General features: G+C 69.5%; 11 protein-coding genes. 4 read left to right on the top strand and 7 right to left on the bottom strand.

From position 1 onward, the window contains the following. The first annotated feature begins 29 nt into the window (after positions 1-29). Together BJP65_RS01235 and BJP65_RS01230 are read left to right on the top strand one after the other, a co-directional pair. Complete coding sequence (locus BJP65_RS01235; RefSeq protein ID WP_070407982.1) at positions 30-1,238, top strand: thiolase family protein; 1,209 nt, start codon at positions 30-32, stop codon at positions 1,236-1,238. Continuing rightward, positions 1,235-3,373 (top strand): 3-hydroxyacyl-CoA dehydrogenase NAD-binding domain-containing protein, encoded by a 2,139-nt coding sequence (locus BJP65_RS01230; protein WP_070407981.1) that lies wholly within the window; start codon positions 1,235-1,237, stop codon positions 3,371-3,373. The genes BJP65_RS01235 and BJP65_RS01230 overlap by 4 nt, the downstream gene beginning before the upstream one ends. A gap of 162 nt (positions 3,374-3,535) precedes the next feature. On the opposite strand, the gene dxs is transcribed toward BJP65_RS01230, so the two are convergent. From dxs to dut, 5 genes are all read right to left on the bottom strand, one after another. Beyond that, a complete protein-coding gene (gene dxs, locus BJP65_RS01225; RefSeq protein ID WP_070407980.1) occupies positions 3,536-5,482 on the bottom strand; it encodes a 1-deoxy-D-xylulose-5-phosphate synthase in 1,947 nt (648 codons plus the stop codon). Between the two features lie 166 nt (positions 5,483-5,648). Further along, on the bottom strand, positions 5,649-8,489 hold the full coding sequence (locus BJP65_RS01220) for an aconitate hydratase (RefSeq protein WP_055837237.1): 2,841 nt from the start codon (positions 8,487-8,489) through the stop codon (positions 5,649-5,651). 133 nt (positions 8,490-8,622) lie between these two features. Beyond that, complete coding sequence (locus tag BJP65_RS01215) at positions 8,623-9,378, bottom strand: DUF3159 domain-containing protein (RefSeq protein ID WP_070407979.1); 756 nt, start codon at positions 9,376-9,378, stop codon at positions 8,623-8,625. Next, positions 9,375-9,998, bottom strand: coding sequence for a DUF3710 domain-containing protein (locus tag BJP65_RS01210; RefSeq protein ID WP_055940281.1), 624 nt, complete (start codon positions 9,996-9,998; stop codon positions 9,375-9,377). The genes BJP65_RS01215 and BJP65_RS01210 overlap by 4 nt, the downstream gene beginning before the upstream one ends. After that, complete coding sequence (gene dut / locus BJP65_RS01205) at positions 9,995-10,450, bottom strand: dUTP diphosphatase (RefSeq protein WP_055837227.1); 456 nt, start codon at positions 10,448-10,450, stop codon at positions 9,995-9,997. Before dut ends, BJP65_RS01210 begins: the two co-directional genes overlap by 4 nt. Before the next feature lie 12 nt (positions 10,451-10,462). Between dut and BJP65_RS01200 the strand changes: the two genes are divergently transcribed. Further along, the gene (locus tag BJP65_RS01200; RefSeq protein WP_055837225.1) at positions 10,463-10,954 is read left to right on the top strand and encodes a DUF3093 domain-containing protein; all 492 of its coding nucleotides are present in this window, start codon (positions 10,463-10,465) and stop codon (positions 10,952-10,954) included. Here BJP65_RS01200 and BJP65_RS01195 read toward each other — a convergent pair. Further along, positions 10,929-11,222 (bottom strand): DUF4193 domain-containing protein, encoded by a 294-nt coding sequence (locus tag BJP65_RS01195; RefSeq protein WP_055837222.1) that lies wholly within the window; start codon positions 11,220-11,222, stop codon positions 10,929-10,931. The two genes, BJP65_RS01200 and BJP65_RS01195, sit on opposite strands and share 26 nt — an antisense overlap. A gap of 222 nt (positions 11,223-11,444) precedes the next feature. Here BJP65_RS01195 and sepH point away from each other — a divergent pair, with 222 nt between their 5' ends. Next, on the top strand, positions 11,445-12,482 hold the full coding sequence (gene sepH / locus BJP65_RS01190) for a septation protein SepH (protein ID WP_055837214.1): 1,038 nt from the start codon (positions 11,445-11,447) through the stop codon (positions 12,480-12,482). A gap of 70 nt (positions 12,483-12,552) precedes the next feature. Here sepH and BJP65_RS01185 read toward each other — a convergent pair whose 3' ends face one another. After that, positions 12,553-13,680, bottom strand: a complete 1,128-nt coding sequence (locus tag BJP65_RS01185; protein ID WP_070407978.1) for an alkaline phosphatase family protein — start codon at positions 13,678-13,680, stop codon at positions 12,553-12,555. Positions 13,681-13,718 lie beyond the last annotated feature (38 nt).

Genomic DNA, 13,718 nt, shown 5'->3' with positions numbered 1-13,718 from the left:
TGGGGGTCATCCCAAACAATGGAGGCAGAGTGGCCGAGATGACGGACGTCTTCTTCGTCGACGGAATGCGTACCCCCTTCGGGCGCGCCGGCGAAAAAGGCATGTACTGGAACACGCGTGCCGACGATCTGGTGGTCAAGGCCATCATCGGGTTGATGGAGCGCAACGGCGACGTGCCGAAGGACCGGATCGACGACGTGGCCATCGCCGCCACCTCGCAGACCGGTGACCAGGGGCTGACCCTGGGACGCACGGCGGCGATCCTCGCGGGTCTGCCGATGACGGTGCCCGGCTTCGCGGTCGAGCGCATGTGTGCGGGGGCCATGACGAGCGTCACCACCATGGGTGCCTCGATCGGCGTCGGCATGTACGACCTCGCCCTCGCGGGCGGCGTCGAGCACATGGGCCGCCACCCCATCGGCGGCAACGTCGACCCCAACCCCCGCTTCGTCGCCGAGAAGCTCGTCGACCCGGGCGCGCTCAACATGGGCGTGACGGCCGAGCGCATCCACGACCGCTTCCCCCACCTGACCAAGGACCGCGCCGACCGCTTCGGCGTCGCCAGCCAGCACAAGGTGCAGGCCGCCTACGAGGCCGGCAAGATCCAGCCCGACCTCGTCTCTGTCGCGGTGAAGAACGCCGAGGGCGCGTGGGGACTCGCGACCGAAGACGAGGGGCGCCGACCCGAGACGACCCTCGAGGGACTCGCGACGCTCAAGACACCGTTCCGCCCGCACGGACGGGTCACCGCGGCCACGTCGTCGCCGCTGACCGATGGCGCGACCATCAGCCTGCTCGCCGGTTCCGGTGCCGTGAAAGAACTCGGCCTCGCTCCGAAGATGCGCATGGTCTCGTTCGCCTTCGCCGGCGTCGAGCCCGAGATCATGGGCATCGGACCCATCCCCTCGACCGAGAAGGCACTGAAGAAGGCCGGACTCATGATCGACGACATCGGTCTGTTCGAGCTCAACGAAGCCTTCGCCATCCAGGTGATCTCGCTGCTCGATCACTTCGGCATCGCCGACGACGACCCACGCGTGAACCCGTGGGGCGGCGCCATCGCCCTGGGCCACCCGCTCGCGGCATCCGGAGTCCGTCTCATGATCCAGCTGGCCGCTCAGTTCGCCGAGCGTCCGGACGTGCGCTACGGCCTCACCGCCATGTGCGTGGGACTCGGTCAGGGTGGCTCGGTCATCTGGGAGAACCCGTTCTTCGACGGAAAGAAGAAGCGCAAGTGACCGACTACGCCGCCATCGACTTCTCGCCGCTCGACGCCCTCACCGGCGACGAGGTCGTGACCCACTCCCCCGTCCGTGACGTGCGCCTGCCCTCGGGTAACGTGCTCGCCCTGGTCACGCTCGACAACGGTCGCGACCACACCCGCCCCAACACCCTGGGGCCGGCGACGCTCGCCGAGCTCGGGCGCACGCTCGAGACTCTGAAGAGCCGGGCCGCGGCCGGCGAGATCCACGCCGTCGCCATCACGGGCAAGCAGTACATCCTCGCGGCCGGCGCCGACCTGTCCGACGTGGCGAAGCTGCCCTCGAAAGACGTCGCCCGCCTGATCGCCCAGCGCGGACATCAGGTGATCGGCTCGCTCTCCGAGCTGGGCGTGCCCTCGTTCGCCTTCGTGAACGGCCTCGCTCTGGGCGGCGGTCTCGAGATCGCGCTGAACTCGACGTATCGCACGGTCGACGCCTCGGCCGCGGCGGTGGCCCTTCCCGAGGTGTTCCTCGGCATCATCCCCGGCTGGGGCGGCGCCTACCTGCTGCCGAACCTGATCGGCATCGAGAACGCGCTCGAGGTCGTCATCTCGAACCCGCTCAAGCAGAACCGCATGCTCAAGCCGCAGCAGGCTTTCGACCTCGGGATCATGGATGCCATCTTCCCGGCGGCCTCGTACCTCGAGGACTCGCTGCGGTGGGCCGACGGCGTGCTCACGGGCCGGGTGAAGGTCGAGCGCAAGAACGAGCCGGGCAAGCTCGAGCGCCTGACCAAGTGGCCCATCGCGATCAAGATGGCCCGCGGCATGCTCGAGTCCAAGATCGGCACCGTGCCCCGCTCCCCCTACGTCGCGCTCGACTTGCTCGACAAGGCCAAGAGCGGCACGAGGGCCGAGGGCTTCGCCCGCGAAGACGAAGCTCTCGCCGACCTCATCACGGGCGACCAGTTCGCGGCATCCATGTACGCCTTCGACCTCGTGCAGAAGCGCGCGAAGCGTCCGGTCGGGGCCCCCGACAAGGCGCTCGCGAAGAAGGTCACCCAGGTCGGCGTCATCGGCGCCGGTCTCATGGCGTCGCAGTTCGCGCTGCTGTTCGTGCGCAAGCTCCGGGTTCCCGTGATCATCACCGACCTCGACCAGGGGCGCGTCGACAAGGGCGTGGCATCCATCCGCGAAGAGATCGGCAAGCTCGAAGCCAAGGGCCGCCTCGACGGCGACACCGCCAACCAGCTGCGCGCCCTCGTGCACGGCACGACCGACCGCTCGGAGTTCGCCGACTGCGACTTCGTCATCGAGGCGGTGTTCGAAGAGGTCGGGGTCAAGCAGGAGGTTTTCTCCGCGATCGAGAAGATCGTCGCCGACGACGCGATCCTCGCCACGAACACCTCGTCGCTCTCGGTGGCCGAGATCGGTTCGGTGCTGCAGAACCCCGAGCGTCTCGTCGGTTTCCACTTCTTCAACCCCGTCGCGGTGATGCCGCTCATCGAGGTTGTGAAGACGGATGCCACGAGCGACGCCGCCCTGTCGACGGCGTTCGTCGTCGCGAAGGGCCTGGGCAAGAACGCGGTGCTCACCGCCGATGCGCCCGGCTTCGTCGTGAACCGTCTGCTGGCGAAGGTCATGGGCGAGGCCGCACGCGCGGTCTACGAGGGCACCCCGATCACGACGGTCGAGAAGGCGTTCGCACCTCTCGGCCTGCCGATGGGGCCGTTCCAGCTCATCGACCTCGTGGGATGGAAGGTCGCCGCCCACGTGCAGGACACGATGGCGCACGCATTCCCCGACCGCTTCTTCTCGTCGGAGAACTTCCACGAGCTCGCCGCGCTCCCCGAGGTCGTCGAGAAGGACAAGGGCGGTCGGGTGACCGGCTGGACGAAGGCCGCGCAGAAGGTGCTCGTCACCGGGAAGACGCCGGTCGCGCCCGAGACGATCCTCGCCCGCGTGCAGGACGGCCTCGCACAGGAGATCAAGATCATGCTCGACGAGGGCGTGGTGCCCGAGGTCGAAGACATCGACCTGTGCCTCATCCTCGGCGCCGGATGGCCCTTCATCGACGGCGGCGCCTCGCCGTACCTCGATCGCGAGGGAGCGTCGGATCGCGCCTTCGGCGACACGTTCCACCACCCGCCCATTCGCGGCATCGGAGCCTGACGCACCACAGCGGCGCCGTCCCCGAGGGGGCGGCGCCGCTGTCGTACCCGCGGAGCGGGGCGCTGTGTCGGGGCGTGCAGCGTCGTCGGAACGACCCGCACAACGAGATCAGGCCGGAACCCGTGCGGTCCGGCCTGATCTTCGCGCGTCAGGGCGCGGACGTCACGGGCGCGACTTCTCCCAGTCGAACGTGGGGATCGACCCGGTGGGCGTCTGCCGGGCCATGGGGATGCGGGTGCCGAGCACCTGGGCCACCACGTCGTGGGCGATCTTCGACGCCGTGAGCCCGGCATCCTCGAGGATCTGCTCGCGCGTCGCGTGGTCGATGAAGGCGTCGGGGATGCCGAGTTCGTCGACCGCCGTGTCGACGCCGGCCTCGCGGAGCACCTGACGCACACGGGTGCCGACTCCGCCGACACGGATGCCGTCCTCGATCGTGATCACCAGACGGTGCGTACGGGCGAGTTCGACGATCGAGGGCTGCACCGGGATGGCCCAGCGGGGATCGATCACCGTCGCGCCGATGCCCTGCGCGCGAAGCCGCTCGGCGACCTCCATCGCCAAGTGCACCATCGGGCCGATGCCGACGAGCAGCACATCTTCTGACGAGCCGCGCGCGAGCACGTCGACGCCGTCGGAAAGACGCTCGATCGCATCGAGGTCGTCGGGGATCTTGCCCTTCGGGTACCGCACGACGGTGGGGGCGTCTTCGACGGCGGTCGCCTCGCGGAACTCCTCGCGCAGACGGCTCGCGTCGCGCGGCGCGGCGATGCGGATGCCCGGGACGAGCTGCAGCATCGCGAGATCCCAGATGCCGTGGTGGCTGGGGCCGTCGGGACCCGTCACGCCGGCACGGTCGAGAACGAACGTCACCCCCGCCTTGTGCAGGGCGACGTCCATCATGACCTGGTCGAACGCACGGTTCATGAAGGTGGCGTAGATCGCCACGACGGGGTGCAGGCCGCCGAAGGCGAGGCCGGCGGCCGAGGCGACGGCGTGCTGTTCGGCGATGCCGACGTCGTAGACGCGCTCGGGGAACCGCTCGGCGAACTGCTGCAGCCCGGTCGGCCGCAGCATCGCGGCCGTCATGGCGATGACGTCGTCGCGCTCGGCACCGACGGCCACGAGTTCCTCGGCGAAGACGTCGGTCCACTGCGGGCCGCCGCCCGAGCCGACGGCCTCGCCGGTGATCGGGTCGATCTTGCCCACCGCGTGGAACTGGTCGGCGGTGTCGCTGAGTGCCGGGGCGTATCCGCTGCCCTTGTCGGTGATCGCGTGGACGATGACGGGAGCGCCGTACGACTTGGCCAGCTCGAGCGTCTCGATCAGCACGTCGAAGTCGTGCCCGTCGACCGGGCCCAGGTACTTGATGTCGAGGTTGCTGTACAGCGCCTCGTTGTTCGTGAAGCGCGAGAGGAACCCGTGCGTGCCGCCGCGGACGCCGCGGTACACGGCGCGAGCCGCGGGGCCTAAGCGCCGGAACAGCGTGTCGGAGCCGCGGTGCAGTGTGCGGTAGGCGTCGTTCGTACGGACACGGTTGAGGTAGCGCGCCATGCCGCCGATGGTCGGGGCGTACGAGCGCCCGTTGTCGTTGACGACGATGACGAGGTTGCGGTCGTTGTCGTCGCTGATGTTGTTCAGCGCCTCCCACGTCATGCCGCCCGTGAGCGCGCCGTCTCCGACGACGGCGACCACGTGACGATCGGTGCGTCCGGTGCGCGAGAACGCGCGCGAGACCCCGTCTGCCCAGCTCAGCGAGCTCGACGCGTGCGAGGACTCGACGACGTCGTGCTCGCTCTCGGAGCGCTGCGGATACCCTGCCAATCCCCCGCGCGAGCGGAGGTTGGCGAAGTCCTGACGCCCGGTGAGCATCTTGTGGACGTACGACTGATGACCGGTGTCGAAGATGATGGGATCGGCGGGCGAGTCGAACACCTTGTGCAGGGCGATCGTCAGTTCGACGACGCCCAGGTTCGGACCGAGGTGGCCGCCGGTGCGCGAGACGTTCTCGACGAGGAACGACCGGACCTCAGCGGCCAGCTGACGCAGCTGCGCGGGGCCCAGGTCGTCGAGGTCACGGGGACCGTGAATGCCGGGTAGGAGAGCCATGCGACTCCTCTCGTGCGGTAGACGCAGTGGTGCGAATACCTGTCGATTCTAGTCTCGGGGGGCCGGTCGGGCCCGGCAACGCCTTGCGATCACGGTCGTTTCGTGGTCTCCGCAAACGCCGCGTGCCCCGGGAGCGAGGCTCCCGGGGCACGACGGTGCGGGTGTGTCAGACCAGCGAACGCAGCACGTACTGCAGGATGCCGCCGTTGCGGTAGTAGTCGGCCTCACCGGGGGTGTCGATGCGCACGACCGCGTCGAACTCGATCGGCTGCTTGCCCTCGGGAGAGAACTCGCTCGGGGTCGCGATGACCTTGACCGTCTTGGGCGTGACGCCCTCGTTGAGCTGCTCGAGGCCCTCGATCGAGACGATCTCGGTGCCGTCGAGACCCAGGGTCTTCCAGCTCTCGCCGGCGGGGAACTGCAGCGGGACGACGCCCATGCCGATGAGGTTCGAGCGGTGGATGCGCTCGAAGCTCTCGGTGATGACGGCCTTCACGCCGAGGAGGTTCGTGCCCTTGGCCGCCCAGTCACGCGACGAGCCGGAGCCGTACTCCTTGCCACCGAAGATGACGAGCGGGGTGCCCTGCTCCTGGTAGTTCATGCAGGCGTCGTAGATGAACGTCTGCGGGCCACCGGCCTGGGTGAAGTCGCGCGTGTAGCTGCCCTCGATGATCTGACCGTCGTTGACGGCGGCGACCAGTTCGTTCTTCAGGCGGATGTTCGCGAACGTGCCACGGATCATGATCTCGTGGTTGCCGCGGCGCGAGCCGTAGGAGTTGAAGTCCTTCTGCGCGACACCGTGGTCCATCAGATACTGCGCGGCGGGCGTGCCCGCCTTGATGTTGCCGGCCGGGCTGATGTGGTCGGTGGTGACCGAGTCGCCGAGCGTCGCCATGACGCGCGCGCCACTGATGTCGCGCACGGCGTCGGGCTCCATGGTCATGCCCTCGAAATACGGAGCCTTGCGCACGTAGGTCGAGTCGGCGTCCCACTCGAAGGTCGGGCCGGTCGGGGTGGGCAGGTTCTTCCAGCGCTCGTCACCCTCGAAGACGGTGGCGTACTGGGTGATGAACTGCTCACGCGAGATCGACGCGTCGATGATCGACTGCACCTGGTCGGGGGCCGGCCAGATGTCCTTCAGGAAGACGTCTTCGCCGTTCTGGTCGGTGCCGAGCGCGTCGGTCTCGAAGTCGAAGTTCATCGAGCCGGCCAGCGCGTAGGCGACCACCAGCGGCGGCGAGGCCAGGTAGTTCATCTTCACGTCGGGGCTGATGCGACCCTCGAAGTTGCGGTTGCCCGAGAGCACCGCGGTGACCGCCAGGTCGTGCTCGTTGACGGCCGTGGAGACCTCTTCGATGAGCGGACCCGAGTTGCCGATGCAGATCGTGCAGCCGTAGCCGACGGTGTAGAAGCCGAGGCCCTCGAGCGACTTGTCGAGGCCCGACTTCTCGTAGTAGTCGGTGACGACCTTCGAGCCCGGTCCGAGCGTCGTCTTGACCCACGGCTTGCGCTTCAGGCCCTTGTCGACGGCGTTCTTGGCGAGCAGGCCCGCCGCGATCATGACCGAGGGGTTCGAGGTGTTGGTGCACGACGTGATGGCGGCCAGGGTGACGGCGCCGTTGTCGAGCAGGTACGACTGCCCGTCGGGCGTCGTCACGCGCACCGGGTTCGAGGCGTTGACGGGGTGCCCCGACGAGATGAGCACCTCGCTGTCGGTGACGTCTTCCTCTTCTTCGCCGGGGACCGAACCGGGGTCGGAGGCGGGGAAGGTGCCGTCGACCTCGAGGTCGACGATCGAGTCCGAGACCGACGCGTCGGCGTAGTTCAGGATGTCCTTCTCGAACTGCGACTTCGCCTCGGACAGCAGGATGCGGTCCTGCGGGCGCTTCGGGCCCGCGATCGAGGGGACGACGGTCGAGAGGTCGAGCTCGATGAACTCGCTGAACGACAGTTCGCGCGACGGGTCGTGCCACAGCTTCTGCTCTTTGGCGTACGCCTCGACCAGGTCGACGGTCTGCTCGTCGCGGCCGGTGAGGCGCAGGTACTCGAGGGTGACGTCGTCGATGGGGAACATGGCGGCCGTCGAGCCGAACTCGGGGCTCATGTTGCCGATGGTGGCGCGGTTGGCCAGCGGCACCGAGGCGACGCCCTCGCCGTAGAACTCGACGAACTTGCCGACGACGCCGTGCTTGCGCAGCATGTCGGTGATGGTGAGCACGACGTCGGTCGCGGTGACCCCGGCGGGGATCTCACCGGTGAGCTTGAAGCCGACGACGCGCGGGATGAGCATCGACACGGGCTGGCCGAGCATGGCCGCCTCGGCCTCGATGCCGCCGACGCCCCAGCCGAGCACGCCCAGGCCGTTGACCATCGTGGTGTGCGAGTCGGTGCCGACGCAGGTGTCGGGGTACGCGCGCAGCACGCCGTCGACGGTGCGGTCGTAGACGACCTTGGCCAGGTGCTCGATGTTGACCTGGTGCACGATGCCGGTTCCCGGGGGGACGACCTTGAAGTCGTCGAAGGCCGTCTGGCCCCAGCGGAGGAACTGGTACCGCTCGCCGTTGCGCTCGTACTCGATCTCGACGTTGCGCTCGAGGGCGTTCTCGCTGCCGAACAGGTCGGCGATGACCGAGTGGTCGATGACCATCTCGGCGGGCGAGAGCGGGTTGATCTTGTTGGGGTCGCCGCCCAGGGCGGTGACGGCCTCGCGCATGGTGGCGAGGTCGACGATGCAGGGCACACCGGTGAAGTCCTGCATGACCACGCGTGCCGGCGTGAACTGGATCTCGGTGTCGGGGTCGGCCGTGGGGACCCACGAACCGAGCGCCTGGATCTGCTCCTTGGTGACGTTCGCGCCATCCTCGGTGCGGAGCAGGTTCTCGAGCAGCACTTTGAGGCTGAACGGGAGCTTCTCGTAACCGGCGACCGTGTCGATGCGGAAGATCTCGTAGTCGGTGCTGCCGACCGTCAGGGTGCTCTTGGCACCGAAGCTGTCAACCGTGGACACGATCGTCTCCTTCGTCGGCGAATGCGCAGGTGTAGACCCGCAGTTTCCCATCTTCCCCGCGCGGAGACGTCGATGCCAGGAAGGTCGACCTAACCGTCTGGGGCGACGGATTTATCTTGATGTCAAGATATTATCAGGACTCTCGGCGAGGAGTGAGAGCGCGCACCACGAGCCACGTCACGGCGAGCATCGGGGCGAACAGCGGCAGGCCCATGACGATCTTCAGCGTGCCGAGCGCGGTCACATCGCCCGCGGAGTACAGCGGAAGCTGCACGATCAGGCGCGCCGCGAACAGCGCCGCCCAGGCGATCGAGAGCCAGGTGTAGGCCCGACGCTTGCGGCGGTCCGCCCGCCAGGCCGTGCCCTCGCCCAGCAGGTAGCCCGCCGCGAGGCCGATGAGCGGCCAGCCGATGAGGGCCGAGACCAGGAAGGCCGTGCCGTACGCGCCGTTCGTGAAGAACCCGAGCACGAAATTGTCCTGACCGCGGCCCGTCACCAGGGCCAGGATCGCGGCGCCCGCGGTGGCGAGCAGACCCCCGATGGCGGCGCTGGGCGGAGACTTCGCGATGAGGCGCGCCAGCGTGAAGACCACGGCGAGACCCACCGACACCCCGAGGCTCACCCAGAGGTTGCCCTGGCGCGTCTCGGGATCGATCGTGACCGTGAACAGCACGACGAACGCCAGCGACGGCAGCACCGATTCCAGGATGCCGCGCCACCCGCCCATCGCCGACCACACGGCAGCGCCGGTGGAGCTGTGCTTCGCGGGGTCGAGGCCCGCGCGACGCGCGGCGTTCCCCAGCGCGGCTCCGACGCTGTCTGCGGCCGAAGGCGGCTCGAGGGGGACGCGGGCGTCGTCGTGCGCCGGGCGCGGCGAGTCGTCGCTCATGCGGTGCCGGGGGTCGCCGGCATCCGGAGGGGGATCAGATCGCGCGGCGGCATGGGCGAGGTGCCCCGCACCACGACGATCGAGCGGAAGAGGTCTTCGACGGCGGCGGCGGCCGCGACGTCGGAGGTCGCGGCTCCCCCGATCACCCCGCGCAGGAACCAGCGCGGGCCGTCGACGCCCACGAAGCGGGCCAGACGCTTGGCCGAGCCGTCGGCGCCGGCCATGACCGGCACCTCGGCGAGCAGCTCGGGACCCAGCGGGCCCTCGCGCTCCTCGACGCGGCCGCCCTGCTGCTTGACCTGCTGTCGGATCTGCTCGCGCGTCTCTTCCCACAGGCCGCTGGTGCGCGGGGCCGCGAAGGGCTGCACCTGCAGGGTGGACTCGGAGTAGTCGAGACCCACGGCCACGATGCGCTTGGTCTGCTCCTCGACCTCGAGGCGCAGGTTGAGTCCTTCGCGCGGGAGGATCTTGATGCCGCCCAGGTCGATGTAGGGGCGTACCGGGTTCGCTTCGGATTCGTCGAAGGGGCCGGCGCTGTCGCGATCGGCCGGGGCGCTCTTGGCCGCCGTGACGACCTCGGTTCCGGGCTGGTCTGTGCCGGGCTGGTCGTTGTCGGTCATCGTGTGCTCCCTTGAAGGCTCTGGTATCCGCTCGATCCGAAACCGCCGTCGCCGCGCACGCTGTCGGGAAGTTCGTCGACGGGGACGAAGCGCACGGGCGGGACGGGCATCACGATGAGCTGGGCGATGCGGTCTCCGACCGCGATGTCATAGGCCTCGTCGAGGTCGGTGTTCAGCAGGGCCACCTTGATCTCGCCGCGGTACCCGGCGTCGATCGTGCCCGGGGAGTTGAGGACGGTGATGCCGTGCTTCGCAGCGAGCCCGCTGCGGGGCACCACGAAGGCCGCGTGGCCCTCGGGGAGGGCGATGCGCACGCCGGTGGACACCAGCGCACGGCGCCCGGGTTGCAGGCGCACGGCCTCGGCGGCGATCAGGTCGGCACCGGCGTCGCCGGGGTGGGCGAAGACCGGGGGCTCGGATGCGACAATTGGGACGTCCACCGTTTCGGTCACCCCACGAGGGTAATGCAGAAGAGGGGGTGCGGCATCCGCACCGCAGCCGACTATCGAGAGCGTCTGAGCCCGTCGCTCTGGGCGCTCGTCGCCGCCGCCGTGTGCGGCCCCATGGCCGCCCTGGTGTTCTCGCCGCTCGACACCACGCTGGCCCTGTTCATCGGGCTCCTGGTGTCGGTGGCGATCGTGGTGGGTCTCGTCGCCATCTCCCCCGTCGTCGAGATCCGCGACGGCGAGTTGCGCGCAGGTCGCGGCCACATCCCGGTGGAGTTCTTGGGGACCCCCGTCGGCGTGGCCGCCGAAGAGGCGCGCACGGCCCGCGGGAGTGGTCTCGACCACCGGGCCTGGCACGTCATCCGGGGTGGTGTCGACGGTGTCGTCACGATTCCCGTGACCGACCCCGACGATCCGACCCCGTCGTGGGTGGTGTCCACCCGCACGCCGGATCGCCTGGTGGCGGCGATCCAGCGTGCTCAGGTCAGGCTGCGCACTCCAGGCAGATGAAGCCGGGGCCGCTCTCTTCTGCGATCTGGGAGCGGTGCTTCACGAGGAAGCAGTTCATGCAGGTGAACTCGTCTTCCTGAGCGGGGAGAACGACGACATCGAGCTCGATGTCGGAGAGGTCGGCGCCGGGCAGTTCGAAGCCCGAAGGGTTGTCGGCGTCCTCGTTGTCGATCGACCCCGACGCCTTGTCGGGCACGCGCTCCTTGAGGGCCTCGATCGACTCGCTGTCGTCCTCGGTCTTGCGCGGTGCGTCGTAATCCGTTGCCATGCGTGCAGGTCTCTACTTCCAGTGTTTTGTGGTGCTGTGCCCCATCGGGTGCCCGATCGGGCGGCCATAGTTTGCATGACCCGACCTCGATAAGCAAATGCTCGGGGGACGGGTTGCGTATTGGGCGAGGCGTGAAACTCGCGGCGCGCCCGCGATATTCCCGGAACCACGCGGCGAGCGTGTCAGCATGGGCCTCGACCGCAGATCGGAGGGGTGTTTCGCATGGAACAGCTCAAAGTCATCGGCACCGAGGACGACGTCCTCGTCGTCGCGACTCAGGCGGGCGAGCGCTTCGCGCTGCCGCTCGACGACGTGCTGCGCGCCGAGGCGCGCCGCGCCCGTCGTGATCGCAGCGACGACGACCGTGCCCCGCGCCCCAGCCCCCGCGAGATCCAGGCGCACATCCGCGCCGGGATGTCGGCCCGCGAGGTGGCGACCCTGCTGAACGCCCGCGTCGAAGACGTCGAGCGTTTCGAGCGCCCGGTCCTCGCCGAGCGCGAGCACGTCGTCGGTCAGGCCCTGGCCGTCCCGGTGCTGCTCGGCGGTGCCCTCGAGCACGACGCCCCCATCACTTTCGGTGCGGCCGTGCGCGCCAAGCTCGGTGAGGCCGGTGCCTCAGCCGAGCGCTGGACCAGCTGGAAAGAGGGTTCGAGCTGGCTGGTGAAGCTCGAATTCACGGCCAACGGCATCGACCACGACGCGCGGTGGGGCTTCGACCCGCGCCGCAGCAGCCTGTCGCCGCAGAACGCCGACGCCATCCAGCTCTCACGGCAGGGGTCGCTCCCCGAGGGGCTCATCCCGCGCCTCCGCGCCCTCGACACCGTCTCGAAGGACGACTCGCGTTTCGACAGCGGGTCGTTCGGTCCCCGTCGCCTCGACATCGAGGACGAGCCGGGAGTCGAAGGCACCGGCCCCATCGCCCCCGCCGTGCAGGCCGCGGCCATCAATCGCGCTCCCGACGCCCCGGTCGCCTCGTCGGAGACGGCCGACCTGCTCGAGGCCCTGCGCCGTCGTCGTGGGCAGCGGGAACCGCTCCCCGGCATGACCGAGAGCGAGCCGTCTCCCGAGCGGCGTCCGTCGGGCCCCCCGGTGTCGCTGTTCGACGCGGTCGAGCCGACGCCGTCCACTGACGCGGACTCCCCCGCCGACCCGGATCGTTCGTCTTCGTCGTCGGCGGATTCCGCGCGGCGCACCAAGGGGCGCCCGTCGATGCCGTCGTGGGACGAGATCGTGTTCGGGGCGCGCACCGACGAGAGCTGACGCTCTCTCCCCGGTCCCGCACGCGGATGGTGCGCGGGCGGATGCCGGGACCCCGCCCGCGCGAGACGGCTCAGGCGAAGGCGCCGAGGCGCAGCAGCGGCACCGTGCGTTCCTCTTCGGTCAGCGAGCCGTGCTGGCCGATCATGCGCTGGGGTCGCTTGTCGGCCTCGCGGTCGTCGTAGTAGGCGAAGCGCCCGCGCGCCGCGACGACGACGTCGCCGATCCGCTCCCGTACCTCGTCGTCGACCCGACCGAACAGGCCCGCCGCGATCGCCTCGTCGCGGGTCAGCACCCAGGCGCGCGACGCCTCGCGGGCCTTCCAGGCCGCAGCCACGGCATCCGCTCGCCCCTCGTCGGCGTAGAGGTGCAGCATGCGGGGTTCACCCCCGAGCAGGTCGACGCCGTCGAGCAGCTCGTCGCCGTCGCGCAGCAGCACGTGCTTGTGCGCAGGGACGTCCACCATGCCGTGGTCGGCGGTCACGAGCACGCCGGTGCCCGCGTCGATCGACTCGCCGAGGCGGCGGGCGGCGGCATCCACCGTCTCGAGCGCGTCGGTCCAGCGATCCGACTCCCAGCCGTCGCGGTGGCCCGCCGTGTCGAGTTCCGGGGCGTAGAGGTACACCAGGGCTCCGGCATGCCGGGCCGCCAGGTCGGCCGCGAGGCGCACGCGTTCGTCGATGTCGTTCGACGAGACGAGCTCGGCGCCACGGAGCGTCGCTTCGGTGAAGCCGGTTCCGGCGTAGGCCGGGCGCGAAACGACGAAGCACGGGTGCCCCGCGTCGACGCGCTGCTCGAGCAGGGGCCGGCTGCGCTGCCACGTGTGCGGATCGAGGCCGTCGGTCTCCCAGCCGTGCAACTGGTTGGGGGCGGTGCGTGTGCCCGGGACGCGGGCGCGGTAGCCCACGATGCCGTGCACACCGGGGTCGGTGCCGGTCAGCAGACTCGTCAGGGCGGCGGCGGTGGTCGAGGGGAACACCGTGCGCGCGACGTCGCGACGCCCGCCCGCCGACGACAGGAAGCGCGCGTGTCCGCGACGCGCGGCGAGGTTGTGGCTGCCCAGGCCGTCGACGACGAACACGATCGCGCTGCGCGCGGGGGCGAGCCAGTCGGACTCCCCCGACAACGCGGCGATGGTCTGCGTCACCACACCGGTGAGGCTCCGGGAGCGCGGCGGGTCCGCCGGTAGGCTGAGTGACATCGGAGCAAGTCTTCCACACGGCTCCGATCCCCGTCCGA

The organism is Microbacterium sp. BH-3-3-3, assembly GCF_001792815.1.
Lineage (GTDB): Bacteria > Actinomycetota > Actinomycetes > Actinomycetales > Microbacteriaceae > Microbacterium.
Note: the sequence above shows the minus strand (reverse complement) of the source record. Positions and strands in the feature narration are given on the sequence as shown.

Coding starts and splice junctions, on each gene's coding strand:
- dxs (WP_070407980.1), bottom strand. CDS start 5,482: ATGGCTCTCCTACCCGGCATTCACGGTCCCCGTGACCTCGACGACCTG.
- BJP65_RS01215 (WP_070407979.1), bottom strand. CDS start 9,378: ATGAGCGACGACTCGCCGCGCCCGGCGCACGACGACGCCCGCGTCCCC.
- BJP65_RS01210 (WP_055940281.1), bottom strand. CDS start 9,998: ATGACCGACAACGACCAGCCCGGCACAGACCAGCCCGGAACCGAGGTC.
- BJP65_RS01200 (WP_055837225.1), top strand. CDS start 10,463: ATGCAGAAGAGGGGGTGCGGCATCCGCACCGCAGCCGACTATCGAGAG.
- BJP65_RS01195 (WP_055837222.1), bottom strand. CDS start 11,222: ATGGCAACGGATTACGACGCACCGCGCAAGACCGAGGACGACAGCGAG.
- sepH (WP_055837214.1), top strand. CDS start 11,445: ATGGAACAGCTCAAAGTCATCGGCACCGAGGACGACGTCCTCGTCGTC.
- BJP65_RS01185 (WP_070407978.1), bottom strand. CDS start 13,680: ATGTCACTCAGCCTACCGGCGGACCCGCCGCGCTCCCGGAGCCTCACC.